Below are 21,900 nucleotides of genomic sequence, written 5' to 3'. Positions count from 1 at the left end.
AGCTATGGAGACCTACTCCATAGCTAATCTTTCTTCTTAAATTCCTGCAAGCGCTCATTTTCTAACTCTGCTACGTAAATATCTCCCTTGCTGTTAACAGCAATATCATGAGGGATTTTTAACTGACCTTTATTTTCTCCCCATGAGCCAAAACGTTGGATGACCTCGCCTTTTGTATTTAACACCACGACTTGATGAGACCCTTTTCCTCCTTCTGGATATAAGCTGTTACCTCCATCCGCTACATAAACGTTCCCGTCATCACCAACCTCGACGCCAAACGGTCTTCCTAACTCTTTAGAATTCCAGCTATCAAGAAAGTTACCGTCCTTGTCGAACACTTGAATACGTGCATTATTTCGATCTGCAACGTAGAGATTCCCGTTTTCGTCATGGCTAATACCATGAGGTAAATTAAATTCACCGTCTTTGTTACCAAGCAAATTCTTTTCCCAAATGAATTTTCCGTTTTGATCAAATTTTACAATTCGGCGATTACGATAGCCATCGCTCACAACGAAAGATCCATCTTTTAATACAGTTACATCCGTTGGTCTCGCAAAGGTATATTCATCCATTCCTGTTGGAAACTTAGGAAGAACGTTTCGGATTCTAAGAGCCGCTTCCATATAAAACGGATAGTCCGACCCAAATGTATCTAACAGTTTTCCTTCAGGCGAAAACTTATAAATTTTATTTTGAGAAATATCCGTTATCCAAACGTTGTCTTCGCTATCAATTTCTAAGCCATGTGGAGACTTAAATAAACCTTTTCCCCACGTATCTTTGACTTCTTTGGTTTGAGCATCCAGCACGACAACCGTGTCTTTATTAATTACTTCATCATTTCCATATGTAGCCGTTGCTCGGTGAAGATAATAAATATTGTCTTTTGAATCAACTGCTACACCACTTGCTTCACCAGCTGTTTTTTTATCTTTTGCTGCCACAGGCCAAACGATATTGGTTTGATACATTTGTGGTATATCTATCGTAACAGGCGCTTCTTTATAAATGGTTTTTGCTTTTCCCAATGAAAAGAACAGTAGAAGTGAAGCGATTCCTCCTATTAGTACTAGGCCCGTGATGATTTTCTTTTTGTGTTTCATATTGTCTTCCTCCTTGCTTATTCTTTTATTAGTATAAGCAGTTTTCAACATTTTTTCAAAAGTCATAGGTTTGAAATTATACTCAGGCCTAAGGCGTAGAAAAAAAGCATAGGATTCAACCTATACTTTGTTATTTTTATTCTTTTGTAAGCTCGCTTTCTGTCACCCACTTATGGTTTTTCACTTCTTCACCGTCAGTTGTAGACATATAATCGACCATGTATACCGTTGTTTTTTCAGCAGAATCAATCGTTCCTTCTGCATCTTCCATGCCTTCCATATGATTTGCTTCAAGAACTACTTTTGTTCCTGCTGGTATCTCTTTTTCACCCGCATCTTTTATTTCTTCTTGAATGACCCACTTATGATTCGTTACCTTCTCTCCGCCGTTTGTAGGCGTGTAAGATACCACATATGCTGTTGTATCATATGCACCGACAATGGTTGCTTCTGCACCTTTCATCCCTGGCATATGATCAGTTATCAGCGTTGCTTTACTTCCGACTTTATACGTTGGGCTTTTAGCTTCTTGTAAACCTTCTGGTACTTCACCTGAGCTAGAGTGATTCATATGTGCATGATCTTCTTCTTTTTGTTCTTGTTTTTGATTATCTTCTGAATTTATCTCTTTGCTCTCATCTTTGTTTCCTGCACATCCTGCTAAACCAAGCATTGCCGCTAGCCCAATCAGAAATAGTGATCTTTTCATCTTCATCCCTCTTTTACAATTTTCTCATTCGCTCACTAGTTTTTTACGAATGGTTTAACGATATACGTTTAGTGTAAAAAAGAAATGTGCAGATTTTATGAAGAAACGAAATTTAAGATGCGATTATTTATGGAACGTCCCATTTATATCCCACTCCCCACACAGTTTGAAGGTGTTGCTCAATTGGAAAGCCAGTGCTTCTAAGCTTTTCCCTGAGATTACGCATATGGGAATCAACCGTTCGCCCTTCAATTTCTGTGTCATAGCCCCAAATCAACGTAACCAAATCTTCACGAGGAAAGACACGATTGGGATGCTTTAAAAATAAACAAAGTAACTCAAATTCTGTTTTGGTCATTGAAATACTCTCACCTTCATAAATAACTTCTCTGCTTTCTTCGTTTATGTGAAGCTCCTTATAGGAAACCTCTTTCTTTTCTACACCGGTTCTTCTCAATACAGCCTGTATTCGAGCCAGTAACTCTTCTTCACTAAACGGTTTTGTAATATAATCATCCGCTCCGCTATTTAAACCTTTTACAACATCCTCCGTTTGATCCCTAGCAGTCAGCATAATAATGGGGACTCTAAACTTAGCTCTAATTTCATTACAAACTGTCCAACCGTCTTTTTTAGGCATCATCAAATCGAGTAGTACTAGCTGAATCATTGGGTTGTTGTTTAGGTGCTTTTCTACCTTTGTAGAATCTTCACACTTCATGCATGAAAAACCATGTGGAGCTAAGTACAGTTCTAATAAGTCCAGCATTCTTACTTCATCATCTACTAATAAAATCGCAGTCATATTAACGCTCCTTTGGCAATGAAATCCTCACGGTTGTTCCTTTTTCTACTATGCTTGTCATCTCTACCTTTCCACCATGTGCCTCTACAATATCTTTTACAATCGATAACCCTAAACCATAGCCTCCATTTTTTCGAGACCTTGATTTATCTACGCGATACAATTTATCAAATACGTATGGGACGTCTTCACTTGGAATTCCCACTCCGTAGTCTTGAATAGACAGCTTGACGTGTGAATTACCTTCTTCAACGCTCATTAAAATCTTTTTTGTTTCAGAATACTTTAAGGCATTATCTAAAACGTTTGTAATGACTTGCATAAAACGCTCCTCATCAATTAGTACGTTTACATGCTTAGGACAATTTAGTTCAATATGGACATTCTTTTCACTTAAAGCTAATTGAAATGCTTCACAGATTTTCACTAAATAAAAGTGAAGTTCAACTTTTTGCTTTTCAATGAGAAACGTATTCTTATCTAAACGAGCAAGCTGAAATAAATCTTTTACAAGTTTTGAAATTCTCGCAGCCTCTTCTTCAATAATCCTTAAATATTTTGTTCGGTTTTCTTCACTTGTTTCATGACGCTTTGCCATATCTGCATAACCTTTTACATACATCAGCGGCGTTTGAAGTTCGTGCGAAATACTGCTCAAAAACTCGTTCCTCTCTTTTTTTAAACGCTGCAGTTCATTGGCAAGCGCTTGAATGGATGTTCCTAACTGCCCAACCTCATCCCGAGAATGCGCCCCCAGTTTTACCATCAAATGACCTTGACTAATCTTTTCTGTCGCATGCTTCATTTTAACTAAAGGTGCTGTGATTAGCTTTGATAAAGCAAATGTTGTAACAATCGCGAATAAAATGGAAATAACACCAGCTATGTAAAAGTGATGCTGGAGGCGATCAATCATTCCTTTGATATCTTTCGTATCTTTAAACATATACACTGTACCAACTTGGCGTTCATTTACTTCAATTGGAGAAGCTGTTGCAATATAAGGATTTTGTTTCCAATCTCTTTGCAAAATCTCCCCTTCATAAGGCAACTGTTTATCTCTCCACTCATTCACAGCCTCTTTTGCTCCTGTAATAAGAGGAGTTGAAGAACTCAACACTTTCCCATTTATGTTGGTAATGACAACATCCGTATCCGTCTCTGACTCCATCAATGCAACGTGACTAAGCGTTACGGGATCACGATGTTGCTCTAATACTTCTCGGTGACTATTTCCTCTTACTCTCAAGCTCTCTAACTCTTCTGAAATACGTGTGTTCGCTAATCCTGTATATAAATAGAAAAATAAACCTGCTTCAATAACCAAGATGAAAACTAAAAACAATAGTCCCAGTTTAATGGATACTTTATTCACTTCTTTCACTTCCCCTGTTAATGTACATCTATTATAAAGGATAGATATGAAGAAAGTGTGCAGATACCCCTTCACAAAATTTGTTTCTATTCACCTTGTTAAAATAAGTACCAAAGAAAAAGAGATACCAATCATAGAGTTGGCATCTCTTTTTCTTTATTATTTAGTAACCTCTTTAATTGCTGCTACGAAACGTTCTGTAATTTGTTGGGGACGCGTAATCGCTCCTCCTACCACTACCGCATGTGCTCCGTACTCTAAAGCCTTTGCCGCTTGCTCAGGTGTAAGAACATTTCCTTCTGCAATAACGGGTACATTTACATGAGCAACAACTTCCTTAAGGAATTCAAAATCATGTTCGTATAGTTTTTTATTTAACGTTTCCTTAGTATATCCGTATAACGTCGTACCTACGCAATCAAAACCTAGAGCTTCAGCTCCTAAACAATCCTCTAATGTCGCACAATCTGCCATCCATTTTTGCTTTGGGAATCTGTTTTTTAATTCTTTAATAAAATCTTGTAACGCTACACCGTTAGGTCTCAAACGATTAGTAGCATCAATTGCAATTAACTCTACCCCTGCTTCAACTAGCTGCTCTACTTCTTTTATAGTAGGTGTAATATAGACCTCTGAATCCGGATACTCTCTTTTTATAATTCCTATCATAGGTACTTTAATGGCCATTTTAATAGCAAGAATATCATTTATTCCGTTGGCACGTATTGCCATTGCGCCACCTCTAGTAACGGCATCAGCCATTTTCTTCATGATATCCGCACCATATAACGCTTCGTCTTCTAATGCCTGACAAGACACGACTAATCCTGATTTTATCTGTTCTAACATTTTTTAGAAACCTCGCTTTGTTCACATTTTAAGATCAAACCACACTCAAACATTCGATTCCAAGGGGCGAACGTTTGAACATCTACACGGGTGATTGTTTCAAAACTGTGATGAATTAATAATTGATAAGCATCCCTTACTCTCTTATTACGCTCTTTATTTACTAACGCAACTTTATCTTTCAAATTAAAATATGTAAGGTTATGTAATGGTAAAAAATCCTCTACCATCTTCATACGCACTTCTGCTTGATAAATATAATCATCAATAATGTGATAGATAATATTTTCAATAATCTTTTGCTTGTTCCCTTGTAGTCCAAGTACGCCTTGACAAAGTGTTGTACCAAGCGAATTACAGTTTGTATTCCATCCTTTATACGATAAAAGTCTGTCTAATAACCTCTCTTCATCAAGCAGCGTAATCAGTTCTTTATCTCCACCATTGGCATACGCACAATCTGCCACAATTACTTGTTTTCCTTGATTTAAAAACTGCTTTATCTGATCTACAAAGGTTAGTAGATGCCTGAAACTTGTATATGTAATATCTTTATCGCTCTGGTCCCATGATTCTTGCATTACGCGCCCGGGGGTATTGTAAGCTAAAATGATATCCGCTTCCGTTGCCGTCTCAGCTAGCTGGCATCCGGCTGCAAAAAGGTGTGCTTTTAAACTTTCTTGATAAGGTCGATCTTCGTACATTGGGATAAGCTGAGGCCCTAAGGTGCTGCTCCATATAGGATAAATTCGTGGGCGCTTTCCTTTTAATTGAGTATAAACACGAGCTAATAATGTTGCCCCTACCTCATCCGCTCCTGGATACATCTGTACATGTTGATGTAAGCGAAGCGCTTCAATTCCTTTCATAACTTTCGCTTGATCTATAGAGGTATAACCATATTCTGAACTGTCATCTTGTGGAATCGCTAAAAATGTAAGAGTTCCTTCTTTTACAAGCTTTAACATGCTCGTATTAATAGTAGAGTTAAAAGCTCTTCGCTCTTCATAGTCGTCTATATACTTTTTCGGAATGGTGTCAATAAGATTTTGAAGCTGTAACTCTTCGTCTTTTTTTAGATGTTCACGCTGCTTTTTATTCTGTAAATACGCCCTTAAGAAAATATGCTCTCCCCATTCTTCGTAATAGTCAGGCTCTTCATCACTCGAACTATATTTGGGAGTTCGCATAATCAAATTTGAAGCATAGATGAGTAAACCTGGATGCTCCTTGCGTAAAGAACGCAAACGCTCGATCCATAAAGTTGCTTCTGTATTTCTTAAATAATGAATTCGAGATGGCAATAGCCCTCCGTATATTAACATATCAATGCTTAAGATAATGGCTTCCACTTCTGAGGCTACGTCCGTTATCCATTTCCAAATCATTTCTTTATCAGCAGGAAGCTTCTTATAACCTAATGCTTCTTGAGGCGGTAAGAAAAGCTTAACCTCTGCTGAAGAATCAGCAATGCGTCTTACATAATCTGTATTACAAGGACGCTCATCAATTGGTAGATATGCAATGTTCACGTAACTTCTCCTTTCTTATAACAAATAACCTGCTAAAAATGCTAACTTCTCTTCATCATGTATTGGCGGCAATTCATGACCATACTCTGGATATATTCTTATATCTTTTCTCGCTGATAGATGTTGATAGAAAGCCAGAGTACCAGGTGAAGGGCAAGTAACATCTTTTAGTCCTACACCTACTAGAGTCGGGCATGTAATGTAACTTGCAAAATTTAAACAGTCTACGTAACTTAACGTTTTCAATACGTCATTTCTCGTTTTATGAAGCGGATCGTGCACTTGAAAGTAATGATTAATTTCTTGATAAGGTCCTTCTGTTGCAAGATTGATAGATTCATGAATAGCAGCTAGAAAAGGAATATCTACAAAGGCTGCACATATTTGAGTTTGTAAGGCCGCTGTCACTGCTGCCAAAGCTCCCCCTTGGCTACTTCCATCAACAAGAACGACAGATTTTTTTGTTAGCGCTCTCAACACATCAACACTCCGATATGCATCCATATATACATAGCTATAGTAATAATCATCTGGACTATGTATCCCCAAAGTCATCCAGCCTGCAGAACCTCCATATGGATAACCATTATTATCTGAAGACTTAATGTTCTGACCGCGTACTTCTACTAACAATATTGGAATGCCTTGAATAGCATATTTAAACATTTGATGTGGTTGCAGAGTATTCCAATTGTAGCCATGAAACACCACTGCTGCAGGTACTTTTTGAGTTGTTCTCTTTGGACGGATATATACAGCATGAATACGCGAATTTCGAAACCCATTAAAAGATACATCCGATACTTCAAGCCCTTCAATCCAGTACGCCCTTTTATTTACTTCAATATTTAACAATTGCTTTGTACTTTCTTCTATGCGCGTACGCCAAAACTCTTCAAAATCGGGCTGCCTTGTTAAGTTTGGTTTTTCGTTAACATTATTCGATTGAAAGAATGTAGAATTGTCCATCAGATGCCTCCTTACTCAGAGGTAGTCTTGGGATTACGAGTGATGAATTGCTTAGCAAAAGCAATCCCTCCTTTTAAACCAGCTAAATCTCCCAATGATGCAGGAACAATATAAGTGTCAAGCTCTTGAAGTAATGGGTGTTGTATGTAATTATTCATGTAAAAGTCAAGCTTTCTGCGAATCATCGGAAATAAGTGTGTCTGTTTCATTACTCCTCCCCCTAAGATTATCCTTTTAGGACTAAGAATGAGGATATAATTCATTAACGCTTGAGCAAGGTAGTCTGCTTCTATCTCCCAACCTTGATGTTGAACAGGAAGGTTATATGCTTTTTCATTCCACCGCTGTTCAATAGCTGGACCTGAAGCCAAACCTTCCAAACAATCTCCGTGGTAAGAGCACACACCTGAAAAGGAATCCCTCGGATGTCTTTTTACAAAAATATGACCCATTTCAGGGTGGCTCATTCCGTGTAAAATATCTCCTCCCACTACTGCACCAACACCAATCCCTGTTCCAACTGTCATATATATGCAGCTATTAAGATCTCTAGCAGCTCCAAAGGTATATTCACCAAAAGCTGCTATGTTTACATCCGTACTGAACGCAATCGGAATAGAAAAATGTTCTTTTAACATTTGAAGAAACGGATAATTAGTCCAAGCTCTTTTTGGAGTTGCGGTGATATAGCCATAGGTTTTACTTTGGCTATCTAAATCAATTGGCCCAAATGAACCTACTCCTAGCGCCTGCAAATTGTATGCAGAAAAATAATCGTATACAGCGTATAACGTTTGCTCAGGCCCTGTTGTTGGAAATGACGTATAATCAATAATATCCCCTTTTTCATTCCCAACACCGCAGACAAACTTTGTTCCTCCCGCTTCAACAGCCCCTATTAACACGTAACTCCCTCCATTTACATAATGCTTTTTTGATTTACTTCCATTTCATTACTCTTTAATTCTTGTAATAGAACGTCTAATAAATAAAAAGAAGAAACCTCATTAATAGAGCAGCTAGCTCCGTTAATATCCTCTGACGCTGGAATTAGTAATCGCATATCTGATACATGGGAAAGAGGAGAATCTTGTTGGCTTGTAATACTGATTGTAAGTGCCCCTAGTTCTTTAGCACGCTCCATCATCTTTACTACATCTGTTGAATAGCCTGAGGAGCTCAATCCTATCACGACTGTATGCTCTCTCATTGCATAAGTAGACATCTCCATTTCGTATAAGTTTGAAAAAGCATCAGCTGCTATTCCTAGTTTCATGAACTTATACTTTAATTGTGTGGCAACAAATGCCATGTCATCTGCTCCGTATAAATAGATTTGCTTCACCTTTTTCAGCTGCTTTTTAAAGACTTCAACATTTTCAATTTTATAAAGGCTATCAAATTTAGCTAGCATATTCATATATGTTTGCTTAACTGCTGTTAAGCTTGTTAATTCTGAATGCTCATAAATTCTTGTACTAACCGTTGCCTCTTTCGCCATTAATCTCAGCTTGTTGTAAGATCCAAATTCTAGCTTCTGACAAAATCGCGTAATGGTTGCTTCAGAAACGTTAATTTGACGTGACATCTCAGAGATTGTTTTGTTTGGAACCGTTTCTAAGTTTAGGATGATATACTTCGCAATCATTTGCTCTCTTTTCGTTAGCTTATGACTATTCGACTCGATAATAGTTGTAATACTCTTTAACGGCTGTAACGCTTCTTGTAATAAGTAGTGTCGAAGTGCTCCAATCATTCCGGCATCATTTAAATTTCTTGCAATTTTAATTTGCACTTTATCTAATACAGCTGGCATCACGTCTTTTTGTAATTGTTTCATAATAAGAGGATATAAATAATCTTTTTGTGCAGTTATTCCGCCCCCGATTATAATCATCTCAGGGTTCATCATATATGCTATTGTGGTAATCCCTTTTGACAGATAATATACCAACCTTTCAATCTCTTGAATGCAAATTTCATCGCCTTGACGGGCAAAGTTAAAAATACCTTTACCGTTTAATTGCTGTTCTGGAATCCCTTTTCGTTTGGCAACATTGTGAACCAATATTCTAGTTGATGCTAACTCCTGAAATTGACTTCCTTCAATGGGAATATATCCAATTTCACCTGCACTAAAGCTATGACCCGTGTGCAGCTTATTATCTAGAATAAAGCTACCTCCAATTCCCGTACCAACTGTTAGACAAAAAATACTTTTAGCATCTTTCCCTGTTCCAATCCACGACTCTGCTAATCCAGCACAATTGACATCATTTTCAACTTCTACGGGCAGGTTAAAATATGCTTCTAATTCTTTTTTTAAAGGCATCCCCGTATACTCTGGAATGAGTGAAGAAGCGTACAGAATTTCTCCTTTTTTTGAGTCCACTTGTCCAGCTGTACTAATACATATCCCGCTAACGCTGTTTGTCTCAAGAAGCTGACTTCCATATTTTTTTACCTTTTCAATAATACGAGGACCGCCTAAGTGTGCTTCTGTTTCACATTCATATTTTTCTACAAACACTCCATCTTCCGTAAGCACACCATATTTAATTAGCGTACCGCCAATATCAAATGCTATAAATTTTCTCATTACCGATCACCTTCATTTCTAAAATCAGAACACTATCGTTCTGCTACTCTCCTCTTTTGACTAAAAGTGTTTTTATTTCCTTTGGCTTAAACGATATTTCTACGTCTGATTTTGCCTCGTACGTGTACATAATTTCATTATCAAAGTTTACTTCACTCAGTTCTGCGACATTAATTCCGAACGATAGCATTGTGGTTTCATTTAGCTCAGATGGATTAAACATTCGTATATAAAACGCACCTTTTCCTGCTTGCATAAATGATGAATGCACAATCTTTTGTGAAGACTGGATAAACAGCTGCTGTTCACGTTCATAAGCCATGGACTGTTGAGTAACAACTGATTGTCTTAACGCTCTTCCATTATTCCACGAATGATTATGCTCCCCCACTATTAAGGCGTACTCAAACTCATATTGACCTAAACACTGTGCACCTTTTACTTCAAAGCTTGGCCCAGCACCATTCCCTCTCGTTCGCAAATCCCGTCTAGATAACCATCCAACGCTTCGAATCATTGTTAAGAATACATAGTCCTCATCTTCTAACCTATCTACTTCATACTCTTGCATACCTCGATGAACAACTTGATGATCATTTGCGATAACACTAGAATACGTTGGATATTGGTTCATGATAGCCTCTTTATCTTTTGGCACATCTACCTGTTTATCTCGAATTGTTTCTCTTCTTCTTGCATCGAACGCTGTATCTGAATAGCTATAATCTGCTGCTCTAACTTGGAAGCCCACACGTAATTTTTGGTCCTTCGCTTGATTATGAACAGCTGTTTTAAAACAAATCTGCTTGTTGTGCTTATAGAGCTTTACTGTTGTAACTATTGTGTTCATCACATTGTGTTTACTTGGACCTGTTCTCTCTTTATTTAATGAAGCGGGTAGATTCATTTCATAATGAAGCGTGAGAGACTGATAGTTTTTTCCTTTTACAACATCTGTTACTTTTACTAGGTTAGCTTTACTCGTTTGATCATTAATAGGAGGTGAATAGTTGTATGTGTCTCCTGCATCAAGTGATGATATTAATTGATGTTGGTTATCGTATACCGTTCCCGTTTTACGATCTTCAACTTTTAGCCCCCTATTATCCCAAGTAATGCGATAAAATTCATTCTCAATAAATGTCTCTTTGGAGTCCGTAATGGTCTCTTGGTGAGCAACCGCTCGTTTAATTTCCACTCTTTTTGTCTCAACACCGTTAAACTCAAGCATGAATAAGACATCGTAGTATACATATTCACCGTAGTGTGGCTCTGCTAAAATATGCCGAAAAAAACCTTCTTTTTGCTCTCTTTTTAATAAATCAAACGATAGTTCTTTTTCATTATAAAACAGTTTAATGGCTCCCAAATCTTGTGTTGCTGGAATTTTTATTTGAGCATATACAGGATACACCGCTGCAAACGGTAGATTATTTATGCAATATAGGTACGAATTTTCAACCGTTTCATCTAAAAATTCAAATGGATATTCATTATTTAATATGTCTTTTTTAAACTGTTCAATTGCGTGAAGTGCTTTTTGAGACCTAACCTCCATTTCTGTATGAACTGCATCAATGCTACAACCACAGATGCTATCATGAGGTTGGTTTTGTAGAATTAACTTCCAAACATATTCCATAAACTGTTCTGAGTTTGTATTTCCATTAGTCCAAACGTTTAAAGCTTCCATAACACTGACAGCCTCGTCTTCACAACGTTGATTATCTCTTTTTAAATAAGAACGAGTCGAATAGACGCCTGGCAGGATAAACACTTTAGATGGATTACGCTGCTCTTCGTAGATCCTCTCAGAAAACTTTTGGCCCTCATACGTTTTGATATAAGCTGACATGGACGACTGCTTAAACGTAATATCTTGGAATTGTTCATTTAATTGAGCAACTCGCTTGTCTAGGTTCTCACATGTGTAAGTATGATCTGCTCCGTTCATCAATAAGAGCTTTCCTTGTGTCACATATGGCTCACTTCTTCTTATATAATCATCGGTCTCTTCAATGAAACCTTTATGTTTTAAAAATGTTTGATAATATCCTTCTTTTAATGGCAAAACCACTGTACGAACAGAACTTCCATCTGCTCCAACCCATTCATTTTCTAATGTGTTTGACACAGCACCTCTCCATATAAGGGCAAAAGGAATATTGTAACCTTGGAAAATTTGCGGCATCTGACTATTATGACCAAAGGTATCTGGAAGATAGCCAATTTTATAAGTTGACCCAGATTCTTTTGCTTTTTTAATGCCAAGTTCCAAGTTTTTTATTATTGATTCTCCAGATACTAAAAATTCATCTGCCAATAAATACCACGGGCCTACTTCTATTTTGCCATTTTTGATATACTGAAGCAGCTTCTCATACTCCGCTTCATTTACAATCTCTTTAAAGTCATCTAAAACAATTGTTTGCCCATCTAAAAAAAAGGATTCAATCTGTCCCTCGTCAAGAAGTCTTTGAACATATCTCAAACCGTTTCGAAGCTTATAGCGAAATTCTTCAAACGTTTCATACCATTCACGATCCCAATGCGTATGGTTTAAAATGTGTACTTCTTTAATTCGATTCATGCTTTATGCCTCCATATGTTCAAGTAACACTTTTATATACGAACCATCAATTTCGTTTAATGGAATATTCGCTTTTAGAGAATAAGCGCAGGCCATTCCAGCAGCTTGGGCCATACTGCGAACAGTCGGCTGAATACGCAAAGAAGCCTGCATAAGGAATGTACTAGAGATATGACGTCCTACTACTATTAGGTTACTAACCTCATATGTGATAAGCGATCGGTACGGAATTTCGTAATACTCACCTTTTGTATACTTCGATTCATTTACATACTGATTCCCTACACTGTGTACGTCAATATACCAATCACCTTGTGCAATTCCATCATTAAAGCGTGCACGATTTACATAGTCTTGCTCTGTTAATACGTATTTTCCAATGATACGATAAGACTCTCTAATTCCCAGCTGCGTCGCTTCCTTTAGTAAATACGCATTAGAAAATCCAGGGATATATTTTTTCAAGAAAGCGGCCAAACGATGGATCATTTCACGGCCTTTAGTTACCGCTTGAGATCGCAACATGGGGCTAGTAGTCTGAAAAACACCTGGGATATGAGGGCAGTTAAATGACATTACCGTTGGTTTTCCAGGCTGCGTAAATGCTTGAAAATATCTGAGGTCCTCTTCTACTAAATCCCCTGCTTCGTATGCGCTTTGAAAGAGGGGTTCTAAGACGTGGCCCTTACCTGGTACCATCGCAATTTCAAAAAAACTGGCGTTTTCAATTTGACAAAATTGTTCGTTTTTTGATAACACATAGTGCCGCAATGTTGGAATGTCTATTCCACCCATTTCAAAACGAAAAGATATCTGTTGATTTTGTCCATCCACATTTCCAGCTTCCACTCTTACTCCGGCACTTCGAGATAACATAGCATCAGCAGTCGCATCCACGAAAGTTTTTCCTTTTATTGCGACGAGACCATCACATGTATTGACAATAATGTATGAAATGTTGTTATTTTCTTTCAGGCAGTCAATATAATTGGCGTCATACAATATATGCCCTTTTCGTTCTATAATCAACTGCTCCAAAACATAGCTCAGGGTTTCTACATTAAACCAACTACATGCTGTGGTACCATCACTCGTGCTGATATTTTCTTTGTGCAGCCTTTCAATAATAAGCTGGTTCACTCGTTGACTTTTTACATAAGTCGGCATCATAGGTGATACTAAGGCATTAGTTTGGGTTCCACCGAGGGATATCATTTTCTCGACAACAAGGGCTGTAAGCCCTTCTTCCAATGCAGCGATAGCTGTCGCAGCACCACCTGTGCCTCCTCCAACAACAACACAATCAACTTCATAAATAACAGGAATAGCCCGATTAAAAAACATAATTTGTTTCAATACGTTCAACCCTTCCCCTGATTTAACTATGACAACCAAAAGTGTATAGTGTAGTTTACCTCCTTACCCTTTTACAGCTCCATCCGTTGCTCCAGAGATAAAATACTTTTGAAGCCAAATAAAAATCAGCAATGTTGGAAGCGTAGTTAAGATTGAAGCAGCGCTAATTAATTTTAAATTAGATCCATCAAAATTCTGAGATAACTGCGCTAATCCAATAGAGAGGGTGTACATACTACTTTCGGTAGAATTCAAAAGAGGCCACAAATAATCTCCCCATGTTCCCATAAATGTAAAAATTGCTAGGGTAACAAGCGTTGGCTTTACCAACGGCAAGGCGACAAGATACCATACCTTCAATTGATTTGCACCATCTAAATAAGCGGATTCCTCTAATTCCTTTGGGATTCGCAAATAAGCTTGTCGCATTAAAAAGATTCCAAATGCCGTAGAAACTTGCATGACTACAAGACCTAGGTACGTGTTGCGTAACCCGAGCTCACCAGCTAGCTGAAATAAAGGAGCCATGTAGAGCTGAAATGGAACCATCATTGTAGAAATAATTAAAGCTAATACTATACTTCGTCCTCTAAAGTTCATTCGAGCTAGAGGATATGCTGCCAAGCTGCAAAATAAAAGATTTAATGGAATTGCTATTATGGTTACAATTGCCGTATTGATAAAATACGTACCGAAGTTAGCTTTATCAAATGCAGTTACAAAGTTATCTATGGTTGGGTTTGCTGGCAAAATGCTTGTATAAATCCCTTCTCCTGGAGATTTCAATCCCATCAATAGCGTAAGCATAAAGGGTCCAATTGTTAAGAAAGTAATTAATATCATTAATAAGTATAGGATGAATTTTTGAGACAATTTCGGTTGCATGTATGTCTTCTCCTCTCATTAAGCTCTTAAATCATCTTCACGTTTACTTGTTACCTTCATTTGAAGAAGTGATGCACCAATTGCTAGGATTAGCAACACAATTCCTGCTGCTGAGGCAATGCTTACATCTAACCTCATAAATTTCTCATAGATGTACATAACTAACGTGGTTGTAGCACCAGATGGTCCACCACCAGTTGTAAGCGCAATTTCTTCAAAAACCTTCATTCCAGCAATGATTGTCATCACAGAAACAAGCGTGAGAGAAGGCGTCAACATTGGAACTGTTATATGGCGAAACTGTTGAAAAATCGACGCTCCATCAATGCTAGCAGACTCATAAACATCTTTTGGGATACTTTGCAAGCCTGCTAAGTAAATAATCATGTAATATCCTAGACCTTTCCACACAGTGATTACAGCAACTGCAACTAGAGCCGTTGTTGATTGTACAAGTAAATTCGTTGGAGCATCAAACAATCCAAGTTTAACAAGAACTGCAGATACAAGTCCGTTTTGTGAATAAAGCATTTTCCACATTAGCGCAGCTACAACCATAGGCGTAATGACAGGAAGGTAATATAGAATTCGAAAGGTCGAAACACCTTTAATTTTCTGATTTACAAGAACCGCTAAGATCATTGGCAAAAAAACATTGAGCGGAAGAACGATAACTAAAAATACTAATGTGTTAACAAGAGCTGTCCAGAAATTTTTATCACCAAATAACTCTTTAAAATTCGCTAGCCCAACATACTCACCCGTACCTGCGATAATTTTATAATCTAATAAACTCCATTTAAATGCTTCTAATATCGGAAACACTAAGAACGTTCCTAAAATGATGATAGAAGGAAGCAAAAAGAGCCACGGGGATAATTGTTTCATGCCTACCTTGCGCTTTTTCTTCGAAATAACGTTTACTTTGTTATGTAATACAACGTGTTCTCTCTCCATACCCTACTCTCCTTTATAAACAAAAAAGAATAGCTTACTAGCAAGCTATTCTTTTTTCTATTACCTAAAACGTTACTTCTTCACCTGTTTCTTCAAACGACTTGTTCCACTCCTCAGCTAACTCTTTTAAAGCTTCTTTTGGCGTAACTTTCCCTTGCAAATTCTTCACAAAGATATTTTTAGTAGCTTCACGTAAGTCTGCACTGTTTTCCGTAGGTGGAATTAATACTTTAGAACGATTTAATGCTTCAGAAGCTTGAAGCATTCCAAATCCTTTTGGCGAATCACCAGGTTTTTTAAAATAGTCATCTTCTAAAGATTCTTTTGTTGATGGAAGAACGGTTCCAGCTGTTTTTGCAAATTCCAACTGATTTTCTGCGTTTGTTACAAACTCAGCTAATGCTACTGCAGCCTCTTTATTTTGCGTTTTCGCCGGTACCGCAAAGTTCATAACAGCTACATTAATCGGTGCTTTTTCGTTTTCTAATGGTTGACCTGCTTTTGATGCACTATATACTTCAGGAGCTCCTGATTCAACAGGGCCTAAAAAGGTTACTCCACCCTCCAAAAAGGAAATGTTACCTGCCATGTATAGTTCTTGACCTGTTTTCAATGAACCTTCAGCCGTTTCTTGTGGAATAATTCCTTCTTTGTACATTTTCTGTGTTACCGTGAAGAATTCTACTAAATCTTTATTATCTTCAAACGTCGCTTTGCCGTTTTCTACAATAGGTGTTCCGTTTGCTATGGATACCATCTTTTCCATGATAGTATTACCATCATTGATAACTGGATAGTAAGAAGGTTTTCCAGTAGCTTCAGTAATAGACTTGGCTGTATCATAAATACCTTTAACTGTAGTTGGTAGCTCCTTCACTCCAGCTTTTTCAAAATGATCGGCGTTATACCAAGATACTGTCGTTGTTAAATACCAAGGCAAAGCATAAAGTTTTTTATCATAAATCCCAGATTGTAGTGGCCCTTCGACAAATGAATCTTTGGCTTTATCACTTACCATATCATCTAACTCTAACAAACCGCCTTGTGCCGCTATGTTAGACATATAATGTGGGTTTAAATTTACAACGTCTGGAACATCATTTCCGGTTAAAGATGTTAATACCTTTTGTTCCATTTCATTTTGCGGAACATCTTCAATAATGACATCGACTTCTGGATGAAGTTTTTCAAAATTTTTCTCGATGTTATCAAAGTATGTATCAAATGGATCCCCAGATAAAGACGCTGTCCAAAGCGTGACTTCTCCAGATAGTTCACCTCCTGAAGGTGCTTTACTGCTAGCATCTTCTTTTCCACAGGCAACCATGCCTGTAGACAGCGCTGCCACAATCGTCCCAACTAATAATTTGTTTTTTTTCTTTCTCATTATCCATTCCCCCTATGAATCTGATAGAAAGCGTTTTCTTTCTTTATAATACAAGGTGAATTGTAGAATATCAATACGTTTTCAAAATTATTTTACTTTTTTATATTTTTTTGAAAATTAATTTCTTTTCGGTATATATGTCATAGAATAAAAAGAGTGGACCTTTTAAATCAAGGCCCGCTCCCTTTGCTTACTGCTGATGATTCAGTGAATAGCTTACCCACATGTTCACTTGCTCTAGATCTTCTTTCATACGCTTTCCAACTGTTTCATTTATTTTTCCTTGGCTGACAAGTTCATTTATTTTGTCTAAGCCATCTCGAACAGCAGAGTCTACTGCTTTCGGGTTTTTCTTCAACAATTTTATAATCTGTTTAACCTGCTTCTCTAAATTCTTTCCGTCCTTACGATTTACTGCTCCTTCTTTTATATAAATCTCGTGAAGAGAACTCATCATTTCTTCTAACAGAACTTGAGATGCCACCAGAGGCTCTTCTCCAGGATTTACTGCCTTTTCTCGCCAAGGCCCTTTGCCAAGAGCATCTACAGACGGAGCACTTGCTTGTCCAAATGCAAACATATTGACACCTGATGTACCATGCTTAGCGGATAATACATCATCTACGGCAGCCATTTCGCTTAAATGGTGATAGAAAGAATAAATTCCAGTATAGTACATTGTTCCTTCAGGCATCAGCTTTTTACTATCTGTTACTGTTTTTTGAATACTGTTGAAATCATGCCCATAAGCCTGCGGTATGACTCCGTCAATATCGTCTTTCCAATCGCTAATCAGCACAGCTTCTGGTCCAGGTTCAGGCGTAGCTGTCATCATAAATTTCTTGTCTATCTTTTTCGATTGAGTGTGTAGCTTGTCTACAAACAAATTTTCTTTTTCTCTCAGCCATTCCTGCCACTTATTCCATTCTTCCTTATCCATTACTGAGTCAATCTCATAAGGATCAACCCCAAACTTTTCTTTATATAATTCACGTACTGCTGTGCTAAACCCGTAGCTTTGATTAGGAGCGTGGTGTGGATAACGCATGTAATCAATGTTTAACCCTTTAATATCATATTTCGTTTGCATTTCTTTATAAACATCTAGCATGAACGTTTGAACATCAGGCTGTGCAATATCTAACCAATAATACTTACTTGCCGTATCTGGTGCTGGCTTTCCTGATTTATTGTCACGCTGAATAGCTGCCCATTCAGGATATTTGCTAAACTGGGAAGGAACTCCCAAACTAGACTCACCAACCATAAATCCATCTGTCCAAGCTTGAATAGTGAGACCACGCTTTTTCCCTTCTTCTATATAAGCCGCTAACAAGTCCTTTCCATACTTTTCATAGTCTCCGTTTTGAAAGCGAGGATGCTGTGCAGGAAGTCCATATTCCTTCATTGTGTCACTAGGGTAAATAGTATAGCCATGAAATGTTGTTTCAAGATAAACGGAGTTAAACCCCGCTTTCTCCATGCGATCGAGCACTTGCTTTACACCAGCCAAAGTAGTTTCTTCTGGACGATACCAAATAGCACGTTGCTCTGCTACATGAGAAGGAAGTGAATAGTAATAAGCGTCATATGCTAATTGGGTAGCTTGTCTAGTTAAATCCAATGCTTTCAGCGGGTTTTCTTCCTGTATCGCTTTGGCTTCTTTCAGCAAAGATTCGGCTTTGCCAGCAGCTTCTTTCGCTTCTTTCATTTCAACGTCTAGAAATTCTTCACCTGCTTTTTTAATTGAAGCATGAGCTTGTTCAATTGCTTTTTGACTTTGATATGCAAAGCTTTCAACATTTTGAGTGATGGTCACTTCACCCGCTTCATTAACCTCTACTTTAGCCCCTATGATTGAATGAGATGAAAGCCAATTAGCTCCTATGCCGTGTCCGCTCACCACAAAGCCGTTTTGAGGAATTTTAGAGTTTCCTCCCCCTAACTTTGTGACAAAACCATTTTCTACTGTGATTTCATAGCCATATTGATTCGTTTTTGTTGTATCACCAAACTTAGAAGTATATACAATTAATTGATCCGGTCCTCTAAACCCATCATATATTGCACCATCTGGATTAGACGCTTTTGTCGGATCAACAGAGTTAGACTTTTTATGCTCAATTTTTGCAACCGGTTCAAGAAGCGTAACTGTTTCACCATTTTGAAGTTGGTTCAAAAAGCCCTCAATCTCGGCTAATGTTTTTGCTCCAGTTGATAAAACTAGACCACCTTCAGGTATTTCACTATCTCCATTTGTTTTTTTAATTACTTCATACGTGTTTAGCCCTACTTTTTTTAAGACTACTTCTTTGCTTCCCATACTTGTTTCGGTATAGTAGCTAAACGCATCATTAAACAAAACTAGCTTATTTTCATTGCCTAGCTGATTTACTTGATTAATAGCTATGCGCTCCCCAGATTCATCTTGAATGGTTAAAACATTAACAGGCGTGACTTGGTTTTCAGCTGATACAGACGAAGACATCCCTAACGAAGATAGAACAATGGTTGAAACAAGAGCAGAATTTACTAATAGCTTAGACTTTGAACTCATGGCTTATCCCTCCCTGATTTGATAACGCTTACAAATTACAAGACTATCAAAATATTTATAAAATTATTTTGATAGTTTTTATTTTAATGAAATTTATTTTCTTTTTAAACCAAAAAAAATATTTTTTAGAAAAAACAGGTACTTCTACCTAATTTTACGGGTGACAAACCATGATTTCACATTCTCCTATAATGTCAACTTCATGGATTAACGCCGGTAACATAAAATGACTCCCTTTTTGGAATAGATATTCTCTATCACGATAGACTAACTTTCCTTCTCCGCTAATGATACTACATAGCAAAAATGGATCGGTTATCAAACGCGAGACTTCTCCATTAACTGCCCATTTATGTACAGAAAAATATTGGCTTTGAATAAACGTTGTGATTGTAATGTTTTTATCTCTAGTTACAGATATCGAATGGTTAAAATCGGTATGAGGAACGTTTGTAACGTCAAGTGCTTTCTCTAAATGTAATTCTCTTTTGTTTCCATTTTTATCAACGCGATCATAATCATAAATTCGATAAGTAGTGTCAGAGTTTTGCTGAATTTCTAATACGAGAGTTCCTTTGCCTAAAGCATGAATGGTGCCGCTTGGTACATAAAAGAAGTCTCCTGGCTTAACTTTAACTTTTTTTAAGAGCTGATCCCATTGACCTTTGGTAATCATTTCTGCAAATTCTTCTTTTGTAGCTGCATGATGACCATAAATGATTTCTGCTCCTTCTTTGCAGTCAAGGATGTACCAACATTCTGTCTTGCCCATTTCTCCTTGCTCAAAAGTTGATGCATATTCGTTTCCTGGATGAACTTGAACGGACAAATCTTCATTCGCATCTAAAATTTTCACTAGTAAAGGAAATTGATCTCTTTCTAAATAATTGAAAATCTCAGGATATTGTTTCCATAGTTCATCTAACGTTTTTGTCGAAAAGGAACCTTTTTCTATCGCCGAAGGTCCATTAGGATGAGCTGATATTCCCCAACACTCACCAACTAATTCTGAAGAAATTTCATAATTAAATACATCCTTTAATGCTGTTCCTCCCCAAATGCGATCATGAAAAACTGGTTTAAAAAAAATTGGTTCTCCCATAAAATAAATTCCCCTTTCACTAATAAAAGTGTAAATACACCCTCTGTACGCATGAATGTTCACGCTGAGTTTATTTTAGAATGATAATTCAGAAAATTGCAAGCGTTTTATTAAATAACTACTAGCAAGATACAACTCATTTTCATTAATTGGTTTGCTTTAAAAAGAGGTTTAGCTCTTCAACTATTTCATGAGAATGTGTCCAATGAAGGTAATGATGTCCGTTTAACATCACCACTTTATGATGATGCTGATTTGCAATTTCCTGCTCATAAAATGATTGTATTGATTTGCCGTTTTTTTCTTTCTGAAAGTTCTTAGCAAAAATTAAGACTGGTACTTTATTTGGAATATTCAAGGATTCCGTTTTATTTATATTTCTTTCTATCTCATTCATTTCCATAATGATGTTTTTGTTGTATCCTTTTATGCTAGTCTTTACCTTTATCATTTTTAACTCTTTGCTAGAATAAGTTCCTGGTTGAGTTATAGGTAAATAAGACTCATCATCACGTTCAACTACTAGACGAGCCACTCCTGTTGGAGCAGCAAATCGAAAAATAATTGGCATCGTTGGGGCCGCTTCACCAAAATACCTTAGCATCTTTGGGAACGTTGGATCAATGCCAACAATGGCTTCCACTTCATCAGGGTAGTGATTGGCATAATACATTGCATAAATGCCTGACACCGAATGAGGCATAAGAATATATGGACCTTGTATGTCTGCTTTTTTCAATGCACTTCTTACTTCTCCAATAATATTTTCAGCCGATCGTTCATCCTCTGTAAAATCACTCCAACCATAACCAAAAGGCTCCACAACTACGACTTTATAGGTATGTGATAACTCGTTCATAAGAGGAGAAAAATCAACAACTGGAGCAGGTGTTCCAAGGCCCGCTAATAATACAATTGTTTGTTTCCCTTTACCTTTTTGATAGATATGCATCTGCTTTCCTTTTACTTCTACAAGATCTCCTAAGGGTGGGTAGCGATTTTCTTCCACAACAGTTAATATTTGATGCAAGGTTATCCATGTTACACATACTATAGCTAAAGATATGTTTACTCTTTTTATTATTTTTTTTAACATATAAGCCCTCCTACGATTTAACT

Annotated in this window: 17 protein-coding genes; all 17 read right to left on the bottom strand. The window is 37.3% G+C overall.

All coding sequences use genetic code 11. From position 1 onward, the window contains the following. Positions 1–23: 23 nt before the first annotated feature. The 17 genes from NIZ91_07745 to NIZ91_07665 all read right to left on the bottom strand — a co-directional run bounded on the left by NIZ91_07745 (position 24) and on the right by NIZ91_07665 (position 21,877). Positions 24–1,109: a peptidyl-alpha-hydroxyglycine alpha-amidating lyase family protein gene (locus tag NIZ91_07745; protein ID USY56538.1), complete on the bottom strand. Its 1,086-nt coding sequence runs from the start codon at positions 1,107–1,109 to the stop codon at positions 24–26. 136 nt (positions 1,110–1,245) lie between these two features. Continuing rightward, on the bottom strand, positions 1,246–1,818 hold the full coding sequence (locus NIZ91_07740; protein USY56537.1) for a YdhK family protein: 573 nt from the start codon (positions 1,816–1,818) through the stop codon (positions 1,246–1,248). A 127-nt stretch (positions 1,819–1,945) separates the two neighbouring features. Next, positions 1,946–2,623 (bottom strand): response regulator transcription factor, encoded by a 678-nt coding sequence (locus tag NIZ91_07735; protein ID USY56536.1) that lies wholly within the window; start codon positions 2,621–2,623, stop codon positions 1,946–1,948. A 1-nt stretch (position 2,624) separates the two neighbouring features. Then, positions 2,625–3,998, bottom strand: a complete 1,374-nt coding sequence (locus NIZ91_07730) for an ATP-binding protein (GenBank protein USY56535.1) — start codon at positions 3,996–3,998, stop codon at positions 2,625–2,627. A gap of 159 nt (positions 3,999–4,157) precedes the next feature. Continuing rightward, the gene (locus NIZ91_07725) at positions 4,158–4,847 is read right to left on the bottom strand and encodes an N-acetylmannosamine-6-phosphate 2-epimerase (protein USY56534.1); all 690 of its coding nucleotides are present in this window, start codon (positions 4,845–4,847) and stop codon (positions 4,158–4,160) included. After that, a complete protein-coding gene (locus tag NIZ91_07720; GenBank protein USY56533.1) occupies positions 4,841–6,379 on the bottom strand; it encodes a DUF4127 family protein in 1,539 nt (512 codons plus the stop codon). Before NIZ91_07720 ends, NIZ91_07725 begins: the two co-directional genes overlap by 7 nt. A 15-nt stretch (positions 6,380–6,394) precedes the next feature. Then, complete coding sequence (locus NIZ91_07715; GenBank protein ID USY56532.1) at positions 6,395–7,348, bottom strand: acetylxylan esterase; 954 nt, start codon at positions 7,346–7,348, stop codon at positions 6,395–6,397. Positions 7,349–7,359: 11 nt separating this feature from the next. Continuing rightward, positions 7,360–8,253 (bottom strand): ROK family protein, encoded by an 894-nt coding sequence (locus tag NIZ91_07710; GenBank protein USY56531.1) that lies wholly within the window; start codon positions 8,251–8,253, stop codon positions 7,360–7,362. A gap of 14 nt (positions 8,254–8,267) precedes the next feature. Further along, a complete protein-coding gene (locus NIZ91_07705) occupies positions 8,268–9,947 on the bottom strand; it encodes an ROK family protein (protein USY56530.1) in 1,680 nt (559 codons plus the stop codon). Positions 9,948–9,990: 43 nt separating this feature from the next. After that, positions 9,991–12,537, bottom strand: a complete 2,547-nt coding sequence (locus NIZ91_07700; GenBank protein USY56529.1) for a hypothetical protein — start codon at positions 12,535–12,537, stop codon at positions 9,991–9,993. 3 nt (positions 12,538–12,540) lie between these two features. Next, a complete protein-coding gene (locus NIZ91_07695) occupies positions 12,541–13,881 on the bottom strand; it encodes an FAD-dependent oxidoreductase (GenBank protein USY56528.1) in 1,341 nt (446 codons plus the stop codon). 75 nt (positions 13,882–13,956) lie between these two features. After that, the gene (locus tag NIZ91_07690; protein ID USY56527.1) at positions 13,957–14,778 is read right to left on the bottom strand and encodes a carbohydrate ABC transporter permease; all 822 of its coding nucleotides are present in this window, start codon (positions 14,776–14,778) and stop codon (positions 13,957–13,959) included. An 18-nt stretch (positions 14,779–14,796) separates the two neighbouring features. Next, complete coding sequence (locus NIZ91_07685) at positions 14,797–15,735, bottom strand: sugar ABC transporter permease (GenBank protein ID USY56526.1); 939 nt, start codon at positions 15,733–15,735, stop codon at positions 14,797–14,799. 64 nt (positions 15,736–15,799) lie between these two features. After that, complete coding sequence (locus NIZ91_07680) at positions 15,800–17,122, bottom strand: ABC transporter substrate-binding protein (protein USY56525.1); 1,323 nt, start codon at positions 17,120–17,122, stop codon at positions 15,800–15,802. 190 nt (positions 17,123–17,312) lie between these two features. Beyond that, on the bottom strand, positions 17,313–19,679 hold the full coding sequence (locus NIZ91_07675) for a family 10 glycosylhydrolase (GenBank protein USY56524.1): 2,367 nt from the start codon (positions 19,677–19,679) through the stop codon (positions 17,313–17,315). A 154-nt stretch (positions 19,680–19,833) separates the two neighbouring features. Continuing rightward, positions 19,834–20,781, bottom strand: a complete 948-nt coding sequence (manA, locus tag NIZ91_07670) for a mannose-6-phosphate isomerase, class I (protein USY56523.1) — start codon at positions 20,779–20,781, stop codon at positions 19,834–19,836. Positions 20,782–20,926: 145 nt separating this feature from the next. Then, the gene (locus NIZ91_07665) at positions 20,927–21,877 is read right to left on the bottom strand and encodes an alpha/beta hydrolase (protein USY56522.1); all 951 of its coding nucleotides are present in this window, start codon (positions 21,875–21,877) and stop codon (positions 20,927–20,929) included. Positions 21,878–21,900: the final 23 nt, after the last annotated feature.

Source organism: Bacillus sp. 1780r2a1 (genome assembly GCA_024134725.1).
Taxonomy (GTDB): domain Bacteria; phylum Bacillota; class Bacilli; order Bacillales; family Bacillaceae_H; genus Priestia; species Priestia aryabhattai_A.
This window is presented reverse-complemented; position numbering and strand designations above follow the sequence as displayed.